20 protein-coding genes are annotated in these 17,332 nt (G+C 61.4%); 9 read left to right on the forward strand and 11 right to left on the reverse strand.

Annotated features, from left to right (window positions below; genetic code table 11):
• The 3 genes from P3T42_RS27400 to P3T42_RS27410 all read right to left on the reverse strand — a co-directional run bounded on the left by P3T42_RS27400 (position 1) and on the right by P3T42_RS27410 (position 2,259).
• Entirely contained in the window at positions 1-480 is a 480-nt protein-coding gene (locus P3T42_RS27400; protein WP_429307791.1) for a hypothetical protein, read from the reverse strand.
• 333 nt (positions 481-813) lie between these two features.
• A complete protein-coding gene (locus P3T42_RS27405) occupies positions 814-1,584 on the reverse strand; it encodes a class I SAM-dependent methyltransferase (protein WP_074293835.1) in 771 nt (256 codons plus the stop codon).
• A gap of 75 nt (positions 1,585-1,659) precedes the next feature.
• Positions 1,660-2,259 (reverse strand): GNAT family N-acetyltransferase, encoded by a 600-nt coding sequence (locus P3T42_RS27410; RefSeq protein WP_429307792.1) that lies wholly within the window; start codon positions 2,257-2,259, stop codon positions 1,660-1,662.
• 146 nt (positions 2,260-2,405) lie between these two features.
• Between P3T42_RS27410 and P3T42_RS27415 the strand changes: the two genes are divergently transcribed.
• The 3 genes from P3T42_RS27415 to P3T42_RS27425 all read left to right on the forward strand — a co-directional run bounded on the left by P3T42_RS27415 (position 2,406) and on the right by P3T42_RS27425 (position 3,991).
• Positions 2,406-2,957, forward strand: coding sequence for a hypothetical protein (locus P3T42_RS27415; RefSeq protein ID WP_429307793.1), 552 nt, complete (start codon positions 2,406-2,408; stop codon positions 2,955-2,957).
• Positions 2,958-3,254, forward strand: coding sequence for a winged helix-turn-helix domain-containing protein (locus P3T42_RS27420; RefSeq protein WP_429307794.1), 297 nt, complete (start codon positions 2,958-2,960; stop codon positions 3,252-3,254).
• A 140-nt stretch (positions 3,255-3,394) separates the two neighbouring features.
• Positions 3,395-3,991: a hypothetical protein gene (locus P3T42_RS27425; RefSeq protein ID WP_143788221.1), complete on the forward strand. Its 597-nt coding sequence runs from the start codon at positions 3,395-3,397 to the stop codon at positions 3,989-3,991.
• 71 nt (positions 3,992-4,062) lie between these two features.
• Here the strand turns inward: P3T42_RS27425 and P3T42_RS27430 are convergent, their stop codons facing one another.
• The 3 genes from P3T42_RS27430 to P3T42_RS27440 all read right to left on the reverse strand — a co-directional run bounded on the left by P3T42_RS27430 (position 4,063) and on the right by P3T42_RS27440 (position 5,591).
• Complete coding sequence (locus P3T42_RS27430; RefSeq protein ID WP_429307795.1) at positions 4,063-4,491, reverse strand: rubredoxin; 429 nt, start codon at positions 4,489-4,491, stop codon at positions 4,063-4,065.
• Positions 4,492-4,756: 265 nt separating this feature from the next.
• Positions 4,757-5,218 carry a VOC family protein gene (locus tag P3T42_RS27435; protein ID WP_074293840.1) on the reverse strand — a complete coding sequence of 154 codons (462 nt, stop codon included), beginning with the start codon at positions 5,216-5,218 and terminating at the stop codon, positions 4,757-4,759.
• A 79-nt stretch (positions 5,219-5,297) separates the two neighbouring features.
• Positions 5,298-5,591 (reverse strand): DUF6566 family protein, encoded by a 294-nt coding sequence (locus P3T42_RS27440; protein WP_074293841.1) that lies wholly within the window; start codon positions 5,589-5,591, stop codon positions 5,298-5,300.
• Between the two features lie 262 nt (positions 5,592-5,853).
• Between P3T42_RS27440 and P3T42_RS27445 the strand changes: the two genes are divergently transcribed.
• From P3T42_RS27445 to P3T42_RS27455, 3 genes are all read left to right on the forward strand, one after another.
• A complete protein-coding gene (locus P3T42_RS27445) occupies positions 5,854-6,252 on the forward strand; it encodes a TraR/DksA family transcriptional regulator (RefSeq protein ID WP_429307796.1) in 399 nt (132 codons plus the stop codon).
• Positions 6,253-6,469: 217 nt separating this feature from the next.
• Positions 6,470-7,552 (forward strand): GTP 3',8-cyclase MoaA, encoded by a 1,083-nt coding sequence (gene moaA / locus P3T42_RS27450; protein WP_429307829.1) that lies wholly within the window; start codon positions 6,470-6,472, stop codon positions 7,550-7,552.
• Positions 7,553-7,643: 91 nt separating this feature from the next.
• Positions 7,644-8,084 (forward strand): ester cyclase, encoded by a 441-nt coding sequence (locus tag P3T42_RS27455; protein WP_074296953.1) that lies wholly within the window; start codon positions 7,644-7,646, stop codon positions 8,082-8,084.
• Here the strand turns inward: P3T42_RS27455 and P3T42_RS27460 are convergent, their stop codons facing one another.
• Both P3T42_RS27460 and P3T42_RS27465 read right to left on the reverse strand, forming a co-directional pair.
• On the reverse strand, positions 8,085-8,510 hold the full coding sequence (locus P3T42_RS27460; RefSeq protein WP_143788222.1) for a hypothetical protein: 426 nt from the start codon (positions 8,508-8,510) through the stop codon (positions 8,085-8,087). It abuts the gene before it with no gap.
• Positions 8,511-8,611: 101 nt separating this feature from the next.
• Positions 8,612-9,100, reverse strand: coding sequence for a GFA family protein (locus P3T42_RS27465; RefSeq protein ID WP_429307797.1), 489 nt, complete (start codon positions 9,098-9,100; stop codon positions 8,612-8,614).
• Positions 9,101-9,348: 248 nt separating this feature from the next.
• On the opposite strand from P3T42_RS27465, the gene P3T42_RS27470 reads away from it, so the two are divergent.
• Positions 9,349-10,185: a class I SAM-dependent methyltransferase gene (locus P3T42_RS27470; RefSeq protein WP_429307798.1), complete on the forward strand. Its 837-nt coding sequence runs from the start codon at positions 9,349-9,351 to the stop codon at positions 10,183-10,185.
• Between the two features lie 83 nt (positions 10,186-10,268).
• On the opposite strand, the gene pip is transcribed toward P3T42_RS27470, so the two are convergent.
• Positions 10,269-11,201, reverse strand: coding sequence for a prolyl aminopeptidase (pip, locus tag P3T42_RS27475; protein WP_074296955.1), 933 nt, complete (start codon positions 11,199-11,201; stop codon positions 10,269-10,271).
• 244 nt (positions 11,202-11,445) lie between these two features.
• Here pip and P3T42_RS27480 point away from each other — a divergent pair, with 244 nt between their 5' ends.
• Positions 11,446-11,835, forward strand: a complete 390-nt coding sequence (locus P3T42_RS27480; protein ID WP_429307799.1) for a VOC family protein — start codon at positions 11,446-11,448, stop codon at positions 11,833-11,835.
• 9 nt (positions 11,836-11,844) lie between these two features.
• Here P3T42_RS27480 and valS read toward each other — a convergent pair whose 3' ends face one another.
• Together valS and P3T42_RS27490 are read right to left on the reverse strand one after the other, a co-directional pair.
• Complete coding sequence (gene valS, locus P3T42_RS27485) at positions 11,845-14,382, reverse strand: valine--tRNA ligase (protein WP_429307800.1); 2,538 nt, start codon at positions 14,380-14,382, stop codon at positions 11,845-11,847.
• Between the two features lie 445 nt (positions 14,383-14,827).
• Entirely contained in the window at positions 14,828-16,456 is a 1,629-nt protein-coding gene (locus P3T42_RS27490; RefSeq protein ID WP_429307801.1) for a M3 family metallopeptidase, read from the reverse strand.
• Between the two features lie 180 nt (positions 16,457-16,636).
• Between P3T42_RS27490 and P3T42_RS27495 the strand changes: the two genes are divergently transcribed.
• The gene (locus P3T42_RS27495) at positions 16,637-17,323 is read left to right on the forward strand and encodes an HAD hydrolase-like protein (RefSeq protein WP_429307802.1); all 687 of its coding nucleotides are present in this window, start codon (positions 16,637-16,639) and stop codon (positions 17,321-17,323) included.
• Positions 17,324-17,332: the final 9 nt, after the last annotated feature.

Genomic DNA, 17,332 nt, shown 5'->3' on the forward strand with positions numbered 1-17,332 from the left:
TCAGTGCATATAAGTGACGCGGCGCGTGCGCACCTGAATCACGAGTCCTGCATCGAGCAACGCAATCGCGAACCAGCGCACGATCTTAAGCGCACCGCTGACCGCAGGCTCGGGCAGCCAGTCGTTGAGCAACTCGACGGCGGCATCGCTGCGCACCCGCTGCAGCAACGCGATGGTCTGCAGCAGCGACGCTTCGTCTTTCGCGAGGTCGCTCGCGCAACGGCAGCGCGTGTCGATGCGTCGATAGGCAAAGCGTCGCAGCAGACCCATCAGGAGGTCGAAATAGCCGAGACCGTCGACGGTCACGCCGGCGTCGGACAGCACGTCGCGCCAGTCGCCGTTGCGGCCCTGTGCATCGCAGCGCGGACGCAACCAGGTGCGAACCGCGTTCAGGACCGTCTGCTCGGCTTCGTCGGCGTGCGAGCTGGATGGATCCTCCAGCAGTGAATGCATCACTGCGGATGAGCTATGGAAATTCATGGAACCTCCGGTTTAAGGAGTGGCCGGTGGCCGGCAGCCCTGGACGATCGCAATGCCAGACGCGCGCAGTGATGCGCTTCGCCGAGGACGGTCAAGTCAGTTTGAACAGGTAGGACGAGTAAAAGCATGCGCAGGAAAATCACCACGTTGAGGCACGCTTAATAATGGGACAGTTTCGGCATAATTGCAAACGATTCTCATTTGCAATTATGCCGAATGACTACGAAATGCTTAAGGCAGGGGAAATGTGGCGGGTGAAAACGATGACACGCCTGAAAGTGGCCGCGGTTCAGAGAATGACATGCTTGCTTGTAGCGAAGGCCATCCGCGCGCCTAACCCACTGGCCGCAAAGCGCGTAAAAACAGAAACGGCGGCCGACGGCAATCGTCCTCGAGCGTGGGACGAACCTTCAAGGCCTCTGCGGAAGGCGCCGGTTCGCCGAGATGCTCGAGCCGGAAGCCCGCCTGGATCAGCGTGTTGATGTAGGTTTCAACGGTGCGGTGATACTTGATCACGCCATCGACAAACCAGCGCGTGTCCCGTTTGCCTTCCTGACGGTAGTGATCGACCGGCCAGTGTCGTTTGCGACCCTCGTTATCGCGAGCCCAGCCCGCCGGATACGCGGTGCACACCGGATGCTCCACCGAGAACAGAAAGCGACCACCCGGCTTCAGGCATTGAAACACGCGCTCGACCAGCGCCGCATAGTCTTCGATGTAATGCAGCGCAAGCGAGGATACGACGAGGTCGAAGGCATCCGGTGCCGGCTGGTAGTGCTCGATCGGGCAATGCAGATACATCACCGACGCATCGCTTGTCCGTGTGGCGGCTTCCTCGAGCATTCGCTTCGAGATATCGACACCGGTCACGGAGGCCGCGCCTTGCGTTCGCGCAAAACGCGCGAACTCGCCGAAGCCGCAGCCCAGATCGAGCACCTGCAGGTTCGAGAGATCAGGCAACAGGCGATGCAGGGCGGGAATTTCCAATACGCCGTTCAGGCCTGTGTCGTTGTCGCGAAGCGCTTTATAGCCTTCGAAGAAGGTCGTATCGTCGTAAATGTTCTGCGGCGCCAGGGTGACAGTTGATGCGGGATCATGGCTCACTCGGCAAACTCCTTTGCTTTGTATAAAGGGGCGCTTTGCACACGCGACTGTGGGTCTTCTGGACAGCCGGTCAGCCTAGCGCTTGCCGGACACGTGGAACGAATAGTGGTATTCATCGCTGACGGCGCCCTTGAATTCATCGGCATGCTCGACCACGCGAGTGCGAACGAAGCCCAACGACTCCACCAGCGCGATCGATGCTGCGTTTCGCGTATCGATCTCCGCGTCGATCTGGGTGACCTGAAATGTCGCTGCCACGCTCGACAAGGCGGCGGCCACCGTCTCCGACGCGATCCCCTGCCGCTGATAGCGCGGAAAAACGAAATAGGCAACGAACGCGCGCTGCTCGGCCGGTCTGATCGTGAACTGCACGTAGCCGTATAGCGTCGGCTCGCTCGCCGAACCGATCACCCAATTCAACCAGACTTCCTGACCGTCACGCGAGACTTGACCTTCCAGGCGTGTGTATCGGTCCGCCAATGCACCCACGTTGGCAGGCGGCATCTCGGGAATGAAGTCGTAGCCTCGTTCGTCACTGAGTCCCTCGAACATCCGTTCGGCATGAGTCGCCCTAAGTGGCGAGAGGACGAATCGCCGGGTTTGAACAACAGTCGGGTAGGGTTGTTTTGTGTCGTTCATCTCGTTCTTGATTTTGGTTTGCGGTGACGCCGCCACTCTACCAAATGGTCCTGGCGCGCGCACCTGCTGACCCTGAACCAGCAACAGGCGGCGCCCCAACCCCAAAATCGCACAAAACAGAGTCCTTGCACTTTTTCACTCTGCCGTATAGAGTACTCTGAAACGACACTGATGGAGTCATCATGACACTCTCCTCTGAGCAAGCATCGCAGGCCCTGCGCGAAGTCGAGGCGGTTAGCCACCGCAGCGGCCAGCTCTATCAGTACCAGCGGTTCGCGCCCATGCTGGTGCTTTGGGGCGTCATCTGGCTGATCGGTTTTGCCATGACGCATTTCTTCCCCACCCTCGCCTCGCGGCTGTGGATCGCGCTCGACGTGATCGGCATAGCCGGATGCATGTACCTCGGCGGGAAAGGCAAGCAGGAAGCATCGAATAGCATCGCGTGGCGCTGGCTGGGTTCTATCGCCGCCATTCTCGTGTTTTACATCGTCATCCTTAACATTTTTCAGCCGTTCTCGGGGCAACAATCCGCGGCGCTGATGGCTCTGATCGTCGCGTTGTTTTACGTGCTGGGCGGTATATGGATCGGGGTCCGGTTGGCGATCACCGGTATCGCCATGGCGGCATTCACCGTCGTCGGCTTTTACCTGTTTCCCGCCTACTTTTTCCTCTGGATGGCGGTGGTAGGCGGCGGCGCGCTAATGTTGGCCGGTCTGTGGCTGAGGACCGCGTAAATGGATCAGCTAGACGAAACCATCCACCAGCCGGTTCGGCTCAAGATCATGGCAGCGCTCAAGGCGTTGCCCAACCGCGAGCCCATCGAATTTGTCCGGCTGCGCACCATCGTCGACGCCACTGAAGGCAATCTCGGCGCGCATCTCGCCACACTGGAAAAGTGCGGCTACATCGAGATCACTAAAGACTTTGTCGGCAAGAAACCGCGCACGCGCGTAGCGCTGACCACAGCGGGCCGGCGCGCGTTCGAGCGCTACGTCGATTACCTGCGCGGCATTCTCGACGGTACGCCTTGATGCACCCCGGTGACGCGTTGCGGTAAGCGGTATCGCCCAAGCCGCGCCATGCATCGTCGTACGGATTCAGGACTCAAGCACCGCAGCAGAACTGCAAGCCCTTGATCAACCTCTGTGAAAGCCTTTCTCGGGAGAGATTCGTGGAACACGCCATGTATGCTCGTAAAGCCGGTTCAGCCGTTGGGCAGATGTTCTTCGCCGGATTCGGCACGCTCTGGATGACAGCCTGGTGCCTGCACCTGCATGGCTGGGATTGGCCGATGCTCGGATTGATATTGATGGCCGGCAGCACCTTGTTTTTGTGGGCGTGGTGCGACTATCGCGCGTTTCGGCCATACGTCGACCCGAAAGCGGAACCCGCGGCGCAGAAAGCGCGTGCACGCGCTTTTCGATGGATCAACGCGGTGCAGTGGCTCGCGGTCGTCGTAGCGAATATCGTCCTGAATGCCGTCGGGCGTCCCGGCTGGACCGCACCTGCAGTCATCCTGATCGTCGGTCTACACCTGCTTCCCCTGGCGCGGTTGTTCCGCGCGCCTCGACACTACGTCACCGGCCTCGCGCTGATCGTCGTCGCACTGGCCTACCCGTGGATGGCAGGCGCCGATTCGAACTACCCAGCCGGAGAGTTTGCAACCGGTGCGATTCTCTGGATCAGTGTGCTGTACGCTTCTCTGAGTGGCCGCTTTGGCGAGGCCTCGGCCGTAACGTTTGAACGCCAACGGATCATGGCCAAATAAACCTGGCCGCGATCGAGCTAGGCGCGGGCCGCGCCGGTTCCCGAGCCGGCCTCGCATGAATTCCACCTCGGCTAGAACTCGACCAGCGCGAAATCTTCCTTGCCCACGTCGCACAGCGGGCAGCGCCAATCAACGGGCACATCGGCCCAGCGCGTGCCGGGGGCAATGCCCTCTTCCGGCACGCCAGCCGCTTCGTCGTAGATCCAGCCGCAGATCACGCACACCCACTGCTTGAACTCGCTGCTGGCCGACACCTCCTGCACGTCGACGGATACAGACAAATCGGCGGACTGCGCTTCGCGCGAAGCTTGCGCGTCATCGAGGCTCACGACCAGCGGCGCGGCGGTCCCCGCGCTGTTCGCGGCTAACTGCGTCTGTAGCGTCTGAAGCAGACTCTGCGCTTCCGTCAGCGTCAGATCGATCCAGTACGGATCGCCGGCCCCATCGTTGAGTCGCTCAGGGGCAAACTGAATTTCTAAGGCCACGCCCTTTTTATACATGCAAACAGTTTCCTGGCGGCTGGCGATCGTCGCCAGCCTGCGTACGATTGAATGAGGCAGGCTCCGTTAGCGCACGCGGCTAGCGCGTCGCATTCTCAAGGAGCCTATCCGTGCGGTCGCCGCGACGAATTCGCAGCCCGCGTGGCGGACCACAATTATCGCCTCAGGTGGACGGCGCATTAGCTACGCCAGGGAGATGCACTGTTTCCTGCGGGTAGCTAAAGGGCTGGAGAATCCGGCAGGAAGCGCGACCCAAGCCGCCGGTTCACACCCAGCCGTCTATTTTCAGGCCAGTGGCCTGTTCGGCCTCTTCGCGCGACACCTGGCGCAACGTCTGGCCGAAACTCCAGACGTGGCCTTCCGGGTCGCGCGCCGCATAGACGCGATCGCCGTAGAACTGATCCTCCGGTTCGCGCGTGATCACCGCGCCGGCTGCGCGCGCCCGGGCGCAATGGGCGTCAATGCCATCGCGCAGTTGCACATGCACCGACTGCGTGTTCTTGCCGCCCAACGTCTGAGGGCTCGCCATGTCCTCGTTCCATGCGCGGCAGACCATTACATAGCTATCGCCGAAACGCATTTCCGAATGGGCAAGTTGTCCGTCTTCGTCCGTGACGACGAACTGACGCTCGAAGCCAAAGGCCTTCTCGAGCCAGTCCAGCGCGGCAAACGCATCGTCGTAGTACACCGCGGCGCCCAACGACGGGCGTGAAGGCAGGTCGCTCATGACAGTCCCCTTTACCAATCCTTTTATTTTACAGCCGACAACACGCGAGACATTCAGGCGCACGTGCAGCACCGGCGATCTACGATTCCTCGGCGTCGCGGAACCAGCGTTCCGCACGCGAACGGGCCGCAACCCAGGAGCCGGATTCGTGCGTGTTGAACTCACGGTCGATAAACCGGCGGCCCCATTCGATCCCGTCTCTGATCGCTTCCTCCTCGTTCAACCATTCCGGCTGAACAGTAGACGGTCGCGTATCGACAATGGTTTGCGCGCCGCGACTCACACTCACGTCTGCGATCCAAGCACCGCGCGCGTTTCGCTCGGGCCGCACGACGATTTCGAATTCGCCGTACGAAACAGTGTGTGTCTGCATTGTTTTCTCCGTGTCTAGCCGCGAAGGGTGCACGATTGGCGCATGAGAGCCCGTCCACCAGTGTAGTGCCAATCTGGGAATCCACAAGGCTATCGACCGGCGTTCACGATTAACTCAGTAATACTTATCGTGCTGTCGTTTACCTGACGGTAGTCCACCAGATAGCATTGGGACTTCCACGAACTTCAACTATGCTAAATCCAGGGCGGATCACTACGTGCTGCCGCGACGGCGTGCTGACGCGTCGAACCACACGATAGCCATGACAGAGGAGAAAACCATGCCGGCGCAACCCACCCCATTGAGCACGGAGTTCATTGCGCAGCAACGTACGCGTCTCGAAGCGCTGCGCCGGGAAGTGCTGGGCGGAGAAGAAAATACGATCGCGCGTGGCCGTGCAGACGAGCAGGAGCACGGCGAGGAAGCCGAGGAGTTCGAAGACGACGCACAGGGCATGGCTCAGGATGAAGTCAATCAGGCGCTACGTAATGCGAACGACCGTCGCATTCAAAACATCCAGCGGGCGCTGCAGAAGATTGCGGACGGCACCTACGGCTTCTCCGACGCCAGTGGCGACCCGATACCGAAGGCCCGCCTCGAAGCCGTTCCCGAGGCAATCTTTACCGTCGAAGAAGAGAGCAGGCGCGAAACGAATACATGATGGTTTCCGAATGCCTGCGCGATGCGGTAAAGGTTGCGCGGTCCGATGACCATGCGGTGCACAAAACTGTACTCCTTAAATCCTCCACAGACTGTGCGTCCCATACGCGGGAGGGAAACACTATCCTGACAGCATGTCATTAAGGGCCGTAGCGTTGCTCGGTCCCCGCCGCACGCTGCCCACTTTCGGATAGTTCGTGAACATCATCGACGCGCCCATCGCCGCAGAAACGGAATACCGCCATCGCGTATCCGTCAGCGATGCCTCGCCCCCCCTCGACAAACTCAATCGGCCGCTGCGCGATCTGCGTCTGTCCGTCATCGATCAGTGCAATTTTCGCTGCACGTACTGCATGCCGCGCGACACCTTCGGCCCGGACTATCCCTTCCTGCCGTCTGCGCAACGCCTGTCGTTCGAACAGATGGTCAAGCTCGCGAAAGCGTTCGCTCTGCTCGGCGTGGAGAAGATCCGCATCACCGGCGGCGAGCCGCTCCTGCGCCGTGGGCTCGAAGCGCTGATTGAACAGCTCGCGAAGCTGACCACCGCCAGCGGCAAGCCGATGGAGCTCGCACTCACGACAAACGGCTCCCTGCTCGCCGCGAAGGCACGCTCGCTGCGCGACGCCGGCCTCAATCGCGTGACGGTCAGCCTCGACGCGGTGGACGATGCCGTATTCCGCCGTATGAGCGACGTCGACATGCCTGTGTCGCGGATCCTGGACGGTATCGAAACAGCACGCGCGGTCGGACTCGCGCCGATCAAGGTCAACGCGGTGGTCGAGCGGGGCGTCAATGACAGCCAGATCCTGCCGCTGGTCCGGCAGTTCAAGGGCAGCGGCGTGGCCGTGCGCTTTATCGAATACATGGACGTCGGCGGTGCGGGCGGCTGGTCGAACACGAAGGTGATCACGGCGCGCGAAACGCGGCAAATCGTCGAAGCCGAGTTCCCGTTGATCCCCATCGTCAGTCCTGAGCAGATGGGTACGGCCGTCAACTATCGCCATGCGGATGGTGAGGGCGACGTCGGGTTCATCGCGAGCGTCTCGCAACCGTTCTGCGGGACGTGCACGCGCGCCCGCGTATCGGCCGACGGTCAACTTTATACGTGTCTGTTCGCCACCCAGGGCACGGACCTCAGACCCTGGCTCGCTGACAACGCCTCCGTCGAGCAACTGGCAACGGCGGTGCGCGGCCGGTGGATCCAGCGCGACGACCGCTATTCCGAACTCCGTTCGGCGCCGCGCAGGCCGGGATCGGCAAAGGTTTATCCCACCGTGCGGATGTCGCTGGTCGGCGGTTGAATACGGTTCTTTGCAAACCGCTTGCCTGATCGCGAACGTGGAGTGCATGCTTACGAAGCATCCGTGGAGCATTCTTCAGGAGAAACCGATCATGACCGAAAGCACCAGCGAACAGGTGGCGCAGGCAACGATTAAGGCGTTCTACGAGGCCGTCGAGAAGAAAAGCGTGACCTTGCTACGAGCGGTCGTCACCCCCGATTGGGAATATGTCCCGGAGCCCGCCGGAGCGACGCTGGGGCCCGACCAGATGATCCCCATCTTCGACAACCTCGCAACAGCGCTTCCCGATATGCGGATCACCATTCTCGACGTGCTGGTGCATGGCGACCGGGTGGGCGTTCGCGCGGAGGTGAGCGGCACGCAATCCGGCGAACTGCTTGGGATTGCTGCAAGCTCTAAACACATCCAGTTCGCGATTCACTCGTTCCATCAGATGCGCGGGAATCTGATTGCGAAGACATGGCATCTTGAGGATTGGCTTTCGGTGTTTCGTCAGTTGGGAGAGTTGCCCAAAGGGCTGGAGGGGCAGTGATTAGGGTAAGAGACTCTGCCGCGCGGCCTGGATGAACACGCGAACGTCCGACTCCGCGTACCCCAGACGCTGATGATTCGCCCACAACCAACTGACGACGCCCGCGCCGTTCAGTGCGTCTTCACCAGGAGCTGGCCGTCCATACATGTCCGCTATCGCACTGGTGCGCGGCACGATGTGGAAGTGGATATTCTCCGTGCTCTCGCCAAAACGAAGAAAGTAGATCCGCTCAGGGTTTAGCAAGCTATCGAGCAGCCGCTCTGCGACGCGAAAGCACGACACCAGATCGGCATCGGCCTCGCTGGGAATATCAGAGAAGCGCCGAGCAGGCGAAAGCGTTTCGAGAATCAGATAACCAGGCACATGGAAGCTATACGCCTGGCTCAGCTTATAAAACGAAGTCCGGTAGATTTCGAATGGGTCCACTGCGATCGCTTCTTCTTGTTGAGTGCGCGTCAAGATCTCTACCTGGGTATTGAGGCGTGTGACAGGCAACCACTGCGTTTGATACCGCGAGCTACCTTAAGCTACTTCCGAGCCGCAAGCGCGGCACGCCGCTCAAGACTCTCCTGCGGCCAATAAATGGAAGCCTTGTAAAACTCTTCAACCGCAAACGTGCCTTCCGGCAGCACGACCCAAGGTTGTTTAGACGCGGTGAAAATATGAATGTCCGGTGGGAAACGATCAGGCTCATCGAGCGTCCCCACCCGAATAAAACAAACCGCATTGCCCCCTCCTGCATAGTGGCTCCACACCGCCACATGACATGTCGGACAGCGGGCAATTCTTTGCCCCTTACCGCTTAGCGACGGCGTATCGACAAGTTCAATCTCCCCTTGCAGCAGTTCGACGCGGTCCGCCTCGATCAAGGCGTTGAGCGCAAAGGCGGTGCCGGTTTCGCGCTGACACCAGCGGCAGTGACAGCAGTGAACGAACAGCGGCTTGCTCGTCATGCGGTAACGCACCGCGCGGCAGGTACAGCCGCCTTCGAAGAAAGAAGATTGTTCGAAAGCCATCTCGCACCTCTCGTATGAAAGGGACAACGTCGGTTATCGCACGCCCGCCCATATTCCAGGTTCGCGGCGTTTGCGTCAAGCGTCGCGCGCCGGCCCATGACAGGTGATCGAAAGACGCTCAGCGCGTCCAGGCAGCGCGCTCCAGGTGAATTGCCAAGGCCGCTTCGGCGACGGATAATCGCCCCCCGCTCGGCCGAAACGTTTTCGTCAACGACGCGTCACGCATATCTTGTCCGGAGTCGCCACGCATGAAAGCACTGTCCCCTGTCGAGACGTATCTGCAAGACTTCCATCAGCGTGAGCCCGGCGCCACGAGCGCCGCGTTCGCGCACCTTCGTGCCCACTCCTGCGCGGCCGACTACGCCTCGACCTATGACGCCCTTGTCGCATGCGTCCCGGCGTCGAAGGCGCCGCTGACGGTCCTCGATCTTGCCTGCGGCGACGGACATCTGCTCAAGCTGCTCTCAGACCGACCGGGGCCGTCGCTGAAGCTGATTGGCGTCGACATGAGCCAAGGCGAACTGGACGTCGCGCGGGCCACGCTTCCGGACTCCGTCGCGCTGTTGAAGGAACGCGCGCAGGAACTGTCCGTCGAAACGGGCAGCGTCGACTGCCTGCTGTCGCACATGGCCGTCATGCTGATGGACGATATCGAAGCGGTGATCAAGGAAATCCGGCGCGTGCTGCGTCCGCAAGGGCAATTCGCCACGGTGGTGGGACGCAGCTTTTTGCTCGGCGAAGCGAACAAGGTTTTGCGCGACGTTCTCCTGCCCGTTCTCAAGGAAGATGCAGGATCGCTCCCGTTCGGCGACGCCCGGACTCGGAGCAACGAAGGATGGACCGAACTGCTCAAGCACGACTTCGAAAACGTGCAGTTCGAAGACCTGGATGTCGATTGGGAACCGCTTCCCCACGAGCTGTGGGACTCGCTGACCAAAACCTACGATATCGACCGGCTCTCCGCACCGGCCAAAGCGCGGCTGCGTGAAGATGTGATTCACGCGCTATCAGGCTTGCAGCAAAGTGACGGGACCATCCGCACGGGCTGGGGCATTCGGTTGGTCCGCGCGCAAGCGAAGCCTTGATCAATCGAGGCAGGGTACTGCGATGTCCGCTTATCCCTCTGCGGACATCGCTTACCTAAGGCAGCAACGCACGCTTTGCTCGCCTAGCTCGCGAACCGATCCGTCGCCGCAATCAACGCCTGCAGGATGCCAGGCTCGTTATAAGCGTGGCCGGCGTCCGGCACGATCTGGAAACTCGCCTTGGGCCACGCCTTCGACAGATCCCACGCGGTGCGTGCCGGCGTAGCCACATCGTAACGACCTTGCACGATCACGCCGGGAATGTCCGCGAGGCGATGCGCGTCCCGCAGCAGTTGTCCTTCCTCGACGAACCCGTCATTGACGAAGTAGTGGTTTTCGATCCGCGCAAAAGCAAGCGCGTATTCGTCGTCGCCGAAGTGTTGTTCGAGTTCGGGGCTGGGCAGCAGGGTGATCGTGCGCCCCTCCCACAGGCTCCACGCGCGCGCAGCTTGTCGCTTCACAGCTTCATCGTCGCCGGTCAGACGGCGGCGATAGGCCGCCATCAGATCGCCACGCTCTTCGACAGGGATCGGCGCGAGGAAGCCCTCCCAAAGATCGGGGAACAGCCACGACGCGCCTTCCTGGTAGTACCAGAGCAGTTCGGCACGGCGCATGGTGAAGATGCCGCGCACGATCAACGCCGTGACGCGTTGCGGATGCGTCTCCGAATAGGCGAGGCCGAGCGCACTGCCCCACGAGCCGCCGAACACCACCCATTGTTCGACGCCGATCATCTCGCGCAGCCGTTCAATATCGGCTACCAGATCCCACGTGGTGTTGTGGTCGAGACTGGCGTGCGGCTTGGAGCGGCCGCAGCCGCGCTGATCGAACAGCAGCACGTTGTAGCGCGCCGGGTCGAACAGACGCCGGTGCTCCGGGCTGCAGCCGCCGCCAGGGCCGCCGTGCAGAAACACCGCCGGCTTGCCATTGGGATTGCCGCACAACTCCCAGTAGACCTGGTGTCCGTCGCCGGTGTCGAGAAATCCGTGCTTGTAGGGTTCAATTGATGGGTACATGAGCGATTCCAGAGTGTGAGTGCCGAGCCATCGCGACGCACGATTCGCACGATCGCGTTCGTGGCGCAGACGTGTCGGCAGGTTCATCGCCAAGATACATGCCGCGATGAACGCGCGCAATGGTGGCCACAGGGAACGGCAGCGCGGAATAACCCGTTCGTCCCACGGGCATTCGGCGCAGTCCCGAAGCGCACGCTATGCTGTGCATCGAAATTGCGAGCCCACCCCTATGGAGAGCGATGAGATGCCCCCGCCCATTTTGCGCGTCGCACGGCCAACGAACGACATCGGCAGAGTCGCCCGCTTTTACACGGAGGGATTAGGTTTCGAGGTGCTGGCCCACTTCGAAGACCATGAAGGTTTTGACGGGATTATCCTGGGACGGCGGGACTATCCGTGGCACATCGAGTTCACGCATCAGCACGGCGTGACCGTCGCCAACGCGCCCACGGCGGAGCACTTGCTGGTGCTGTATCTGCCGGAGCGCGAGGCGTGGGACGCAGCGGTCGCGAGAATGCAGGCGCTGGGCATTGCGCCCTGCCGGTCCGAGAATCCCTATTGGGACCGCCAGGGCGTGACGTTCGAAGACCCCGATGGTTACCGCGTCGTGTTGCAAAACGCGGCATGGGGTTGAGCGGCTGCGCTAGGACAACTCCACTCGCACACGGAACCCATCAGCGGCACGCATTTCCAACCGCTTGACCTGTCCTGCCTCGCATAAGTCATCCTGTGCGAGCTTGAGCAGTTCCAGCCGGCCTGGCGCGTCTTCGACCACTACTTGCTTCACCTCGGCCTTCATCGACAAGCTGGCTTCGGATTTGGCTTTACGAATCTCGCCCAGCACGTCAGAGACGGCCGCGATGAACACCGCAGACGACGAACCGTCATCGCTTCCGGTCGCTGCTTCGAACGCCTCAAGCGTCGGCCACTGCGCGGTATGCACCGCTCCCTCCATCCACCAGGACCAGCACTCCTCCGCAACAAACGGCAAAAACGGCGCGAACAACCGCTGCAGCACCGAGAGCGAAGCGGCCAGCGCGTGGCGGGCCGACTCCGCCGGCGCGCCGTTGCCATAGGCGCGTCCCTTCACGAGTTCGACGTAGTCGTCGCAATACCACCAGAAGAAAGCTTCCGTGCATTCGATGGCCCGGTTGTACTCGAACGCCTCCAGCGCGACCGTTGCATCCGCAACCACAGCGGCCAGACGCCGCATCATGGCGTGGTCGAGGGCCTCGGTCGGGCATCCATCCGGATCCCCATCGAAGCCCAATGCAAACTTCGACACGTTCAGCAGCTTGAGCGCAAGCCTGCGGCCCACCTTCATCTGCTTTTCTTCGAAGACGGTATCCGTGCCCGGCCCGCCCATCGCGGCCCAATAGCGCACGCCGTCGGAGCCGTAGGTGTCCAACAGCGCCATCGGTGTGACGACGTTGCCCTTCGACTTCGACATCTTCTTGCGATCCGGATCGAGAATCCAACCGGAGAGCATCGCGTGTTTCCAGGGCGCGCTCTGCGCTTCGAAGCCAGCGCGCACCACCGTATAGAACAGCCACGTGCGGATGATGTCGTGTGCCTGCGGACGCAGGTCCATCGGGAAGACTCTCGCAAAACACCCGTCCGGGTCCTGCCAGCCGCCTGCAATTTGCGGCGTCAGCGAACTGGTGGCCCACGTGTCCATGATGTCGGCTTCGCCCACGAAGCCATCGGGTTGGCCTCGTTGCGCCTCGGTATAACCGGGCGGCACGTGCGAACGTGGATCCACCGGCAATGCAGACGTGTCGGGGCGTATCGGTTTGCTGTAGTCCGGCTCGGCGGCTGCGTCGAGCGGATACCACAGCGGGATCGGCACGCCGAAAATGCGCTGGCGGCTGATGAGCCAGTCGCTGTTCAGGCCCGCCACCCAGTGATCGTAGCGCGCAGCCATGTACTCGGGATGCCAGCTCAGTTGCGTGCCTCGTTCCAGCAATTGCGCGCGCAATGCGTCATCGCGTCCTCCGCTGCGCAGATACCATTGCCGTGTGGCCACGATTTCGAGCGGGCGATCGCCCTTTTCGAAGTATTTGACGCTGTGTGTCAGCGGCCGCGGCGGCGCGGACAGGTCACCGCTTTCGGTCAACATCTCGACAATACGGTTGCGCGCTTGCGCGACAGACGCACCGGCGAGCCGCGCATAAGCCTGCTGGGCACGCGGCGACGCGAGCCACTGCGGCACCTCGTCCTGCAGACGGCCGTCCTTGCCAATCACGCTGCGCGTCGGCAGGCTGAGCTCGCGCCACCAGATCACATCGGTGACATCGCCGAAGGTACAAACCATCGCGAGACCCGTGCCCTTCGCGGGATCCGCAAGCGGATGCGCCATGACCGGCACATCGATCCCGAAGAGCGGTGAGCGCACTGTCGTTTCCAGCAGATGGCGATAACGCCCATCGTCGGGGTGAGCCACCAGGGCCACGCAAGCCGGCAACAGTTCCGGGCGCGTCGTGGAGATCACGATCGGGTTGCCGCCATGATCGACAAAGCGCAGATCGTGATACGCCCCAGCAAGCTCCCGATCTTCAAGCTCCGCCTGCGCGACCGCGGTCTGAAACGTCACGTCCCACAGACACGGTGCGTCCTGGCTGTACAACTCTCCTCTCTCCAGATTCAGCAGGAATGCCAACTGGCTGGCGCGCTGCGACCGGTCGTCGATGGTAGCGTAGGTGAGACTCCAATCCACCGAGATGCCAAGACGCACGAACAGTGCCCTGAAGGCGCGTTCGTCGATGGCGGTCAGCTTATGGCACAGCTCGATAAAGTTGCGCCTACTGATCCGCGCAAATTCCGCGCGACGCGCAGCCGGTGCCGCAGGTTCGCGATAGTGCGGGTCGTAGGCCGCATCCGGGTCGCAGATGACGCCGTAGAAGTTCTCGACGCGCCGCTCCGTCGGCAGGCCGTTGTCGTCCCATCCCATCGGATAGAAAACGCTCTTGCCCGTCATACGCCGATAGCGGGCGATGATGTCCGCGTGTGTGTAGCTGAACACATGACCCATGTGCAAGGAACCCGAGACGGTAGGCGGCGGAGTGTCGATCGAAAAGACTTCGTCGCGCTCGGCGTTGCGGTCGAAGCGGTAGGTGTGCTGCGCTTGCCAATACTCGGTCCACTGCGCTTCGAGCGCGTCGAGGCTGGGGCGATCGGGCACGCTCGCGGCAGCGCGGCGTCGGGTTGGATGGCAACGCTTTGTGCCAGTCAAGGTAGGTTGCGGTTTCATTTCTGCTTCGCTATCAAATGGTGAATTCGAGTTGTCGCGCGACGCGCGGAAGCGAAGTGAAACGAGCGAGGGAAACGGATACGAGGAAATGCGCGAAGCGAGAAGTGCCGGCCAATGAAAGGCGGCGCGTGCTGCGTGGAGAGTGGGAAAATCAGTGCGGCATTACGTTTAACGGTGACATAGCATCCTCCGCGAGTGAACGTTAGATAGGTGTTATCTCGACTTGTGATCGAGATATGTTTTTATAAACGATCATTGAAATTGGCACAAGTGTTATGTGAGGTCCGCTACCGAAAGCGGAAAACGGAAAGCGGAATGTCGAGGGCGCACTCGCGCACCATGCCGCTTTCGCTCAACCTTGTGCCGCCTCAACTCGCTATGCGACCTGCGCCGACCGCTCAATCCACGCCTCAAACTCCGCGTACATTGCCGGTAGCGACGCCTCGTTGGTCGCAATGCGTTGTGCGCCATGAACGATCGAGATCGACGCATCAAGATCTCCCTCGCCCGTGGCCATAAGCGGCGCGACACGATCGGCCCGCTCGAAGGCTTCCTGTGCGAGTGCCCACGCTTCCTGCGGCGAACGATTGCACTCCGTCGCCAGATAGGCCGAAGTCAAACTCTCCCCCGTCATGTTCCGCAAGGTTTGATCGAGCGTCAGACTGTTGCCCGACGTCCAGTAGTGTTTCGCAAGCAGCGGCCCGACGGCGGGGTTATCGACGATATAACCAAGCGAGCGCGTCAGATAGGCACGCGTCTGCGACGCCGCCATCTTAGCCAGCAGGTAGCCGTGATAGTAGACCGCGATGTCGTGATAGATAGGATGGGGCATGCTCAGCACATAGCCCGTGTGATGAGGCACACCAAGGATGCGCAGCGTCAGCGAACGCGCCAGTTCGAGCACCGACTCCATGGTGCGCTCGGCATCGTCCATGGCATAGAGCGCCCGTTCGAAATACGTCGGCACCAGATCGCGGCGTTCGGCGTGAGCGAGGAACGCCTGGTTCGACTCGACACGCGAGCGCAGCATGTCGTCGGGCATCGGCTCGCCGGTTGCGTTGCGCGCATACCGTCTGATCCAGCAGGGATCGCCCGGCAATGCATCGAAGAACTTCGCCTGCGTTTCAAGGTACGCAGGCGAGCTAGGGGCGTAGATGTGCGAGAAGCAGGGCGAATTGCGCGCCACGTTAGAAAAATGCGCAGCGTGTCCAGCCTCGTGGAATAGCACGTTGAGCCCCTGCAGTCCTGCACCCGCTTGCTGCGGGCGTGCCGTCGAGGTGAAGCGGACATCCGCCGACACCCAGCCGGTGCTGTCGTCGCGATAGCTCGGCGTGGGCGCGATGCAAAAGCCCGTCGGAAACTTGCCGGGCCGGTCCAGCAAATCGATTTCGATCCGCGCGCCGCGATACGACACGCCAAGTCGCCGGAACGATTCCGCCCAACGCTCCAGCGCCTTGCTAAACGGAAAGTAGGCGTCCACCTTTTGCGCCGCGCCGCCGCGCATCCGGTAGGGTAAATTGTGCGGCTGCAAGGCCGCGTCGCCGTGCTCCATGACGAGGCGGTTCAACGAGGCGAAATGCGCCTCGCGTGTACTCCGCTCGAACTCGTCGAAGATCGCAAAGAGTTGCTCGGGGCTCATGCCGCTGCCGGTGCGCAGCCGGTAGTCGAAGAAGTCGCGATAGCCGAGTTCACGCGCCAATGCATTGCGCCTCGCCACAATCTCGAGGAAACCGTTGTCCAGCACCCAGCGTTCGAGTCCATGCAGCGCTTCGTGCGAGCTTTTGCGTGACGCGTCGTCCGGGTTCGATGCCAGGTTCGAGCGTAGCGTGGCAGGTGAGGCCTCTTCGGTAAGCCCCGACGCGCCGACATGATGCATCTTGTACGCCTGGCGGCACGCGAACAGCTCGGCGTCCATCTTGATCAGCTCGGTCAGCAACACGTTGGCGCGCTCGCTACCCATCGCGTTGCCTTCGAAGGCCGCGACCCAGCCGCGCAGGCCGGTCACGAGCCCATCGCGCTCGTCACACTGCGCCGTGGCCTCAATCCTCGCGAGATGGTCGCGGCTTTGCGCCAGGCGTTGCGCGTCTGCGAGGAAGGTTCTGCGTGCGAGACCAGCCGCGCCCTGCGCGTCGTGGTCGTCGCTCTGGCCGGTGTGTGTTAGCCAGAAGAGCTCGCATTCCTTTTGATGAATCGTCAGATAGTCTTGATTGAGTCGGTCGAAAAAGGCGCGAGCGCTTTTCATATGCGGGTAGGGTTGGAGGTGTCGTTTATGCTGCTTGGGAGGACGGCGAGAGAACGCGCAGCGATAGCAATGATCGTAGCGCAGTCTGCATATACGGCGCTTCCCGAGTCGGAGGTCGCGCAGTATGTGGGACCTCCGCTCGACGACACATTCCGGGTTGTCACCGGCGCGCCCGAAGCTGAGGTCCGCCAGTTGATCTTGCTGTATCGCGAACGTTATGCCGAAACCGGCTTCGCAGAAAATACGCTCTACCCTGGCATCGACACCGCACTCGATGCGCTGGCGCAACAGGGCATCCCCATGGGCATCTGCACGTCGAAGCTCGCAAACTTCGCGGACAAGATCTTGCACCGGTTCGGCATACGCGACCATTTTCGCTTTATTAGCGGTGGCGATATCGGCGTGACGAAGCAACAGCAAATCGCGCGTTTGCTAAGCGACGGTGCTGTCGATCCGCAGGCGAGGATGATCGGCGATCGCTCTGTGGATCTGCTGGCCGCTCATGCGAATGGCATCGGTTCAGTCGGCGTGCTATGGGGATACGGTTCGCGCAAGGAATTGGCGGATCAGTCGCCACTGCGTCTACTCGAGAGCGTCGATGAGATACCCGGTCTCGTTGACCTTCCCTAGCGTAAGCGT

The sequence above is a fragment of the Paraburkholderia sp. GAS38 genome, assembly GCF_050434965.1.
Classification (GTDB): Bacteria; Pseudomonadota; Gammaproteobacteria; order Burkholderiales; family Burkholderiaceae; genus Paraburkholderia; species Paraburkholderia phenazinium_A.

Bases quoted from the DNA above. Each gene is read 5' to 3' on its own strand.
- P3T42_RS27430 (WP_429307795.1), bottom strand. From the start codon at position 4,491: ATGTATAAAAAGGGCGTGGCCTTAGAAATTCAGTTTGCCCCTGAGCGA.
- P3T42_RS27445 (WP_429307796.1), top strand. From the start codon at position 5,854: ATGACAGAGGAGAAAACCATGCCGGCGCAACCCACCCCATTGAGCACG.
- P3T42_RS27415 (WP_429307793.1), top strand. From the start codon at position 2,406: ATGACACTCTCCTCTGAGCAAGCATCGCAGGCCCTGCGCGAAGTCGAG.
- P3T42_RS27455 (WP_074296953.1), top strand. From the start codon at position 7,644: ATGACCGAAAGCACCAGCGAACAGGTGGCGCAGGCAACGATTAAGGCG.
- P3T42_RS27480 (WP_429307799.1), top strand. From the start codon at position 11,446: ATGCCCCCGCCCATTTTGCGCGTCGCACGGCCAACGAACGACATCGGC.
- P3T42_RS27495 (WP_429307802.1), top strand. From the start codon at position 16,637: ATGAATCGTCAGATAGTCTTGATTGAGTCGGTCGAAAAAGGCGCGAGC.
- pip (WP_074296955.1), bottom strand. From the start codon at position 11,201: ATGTACCCATCAATTGAACCCTACAAGCACGGATTTCTCGACACCGGC.
- P3T42_RS27440 (WP_074293841.1), bottom strand. From the start codon at position 5,591: ATGCAGACACACACTGTTTCGTACGGCGAATTCGAAATCGTCGTGCGG.
- P3T42_RS27470 (WP_429307798.1), top strand. From the start codon at position 9,349: ATGAAAGCACTGTCCCCTGTCGAGACGTATCTGCAAGACTTCCATCAG.
- P3T42_RS27420 (WP_429307794.1), top strand. From the start codon at position 2,958: ATGGATCAGCTAGACGAAACCATCCACCAGCCGGTTCGGCTCAAGATC.
- P3T42_RS27400 (WP_429307791.1), bottom strand. From the start codon at position 480: ATGAATTTCCATAGCTCATCCGCAGTGATGCATTCACTGCTGGAGGAT.
- P3T42_RS27465 (WP_429307797.1), bottom strand. From the start codon at position 9,100: ATGGCTTTCGAACAATCTTCTTTCTTCGAAGGCGGCTGTACCTGCCGC.
- P3T42_RS27435 (WP_074293840.1), bottom strand. From the start codon at position 5,218: ATGAGCGACCTGCCTTCACGCCCGTCGTTGGGCGCCGCGGTGTACTAC.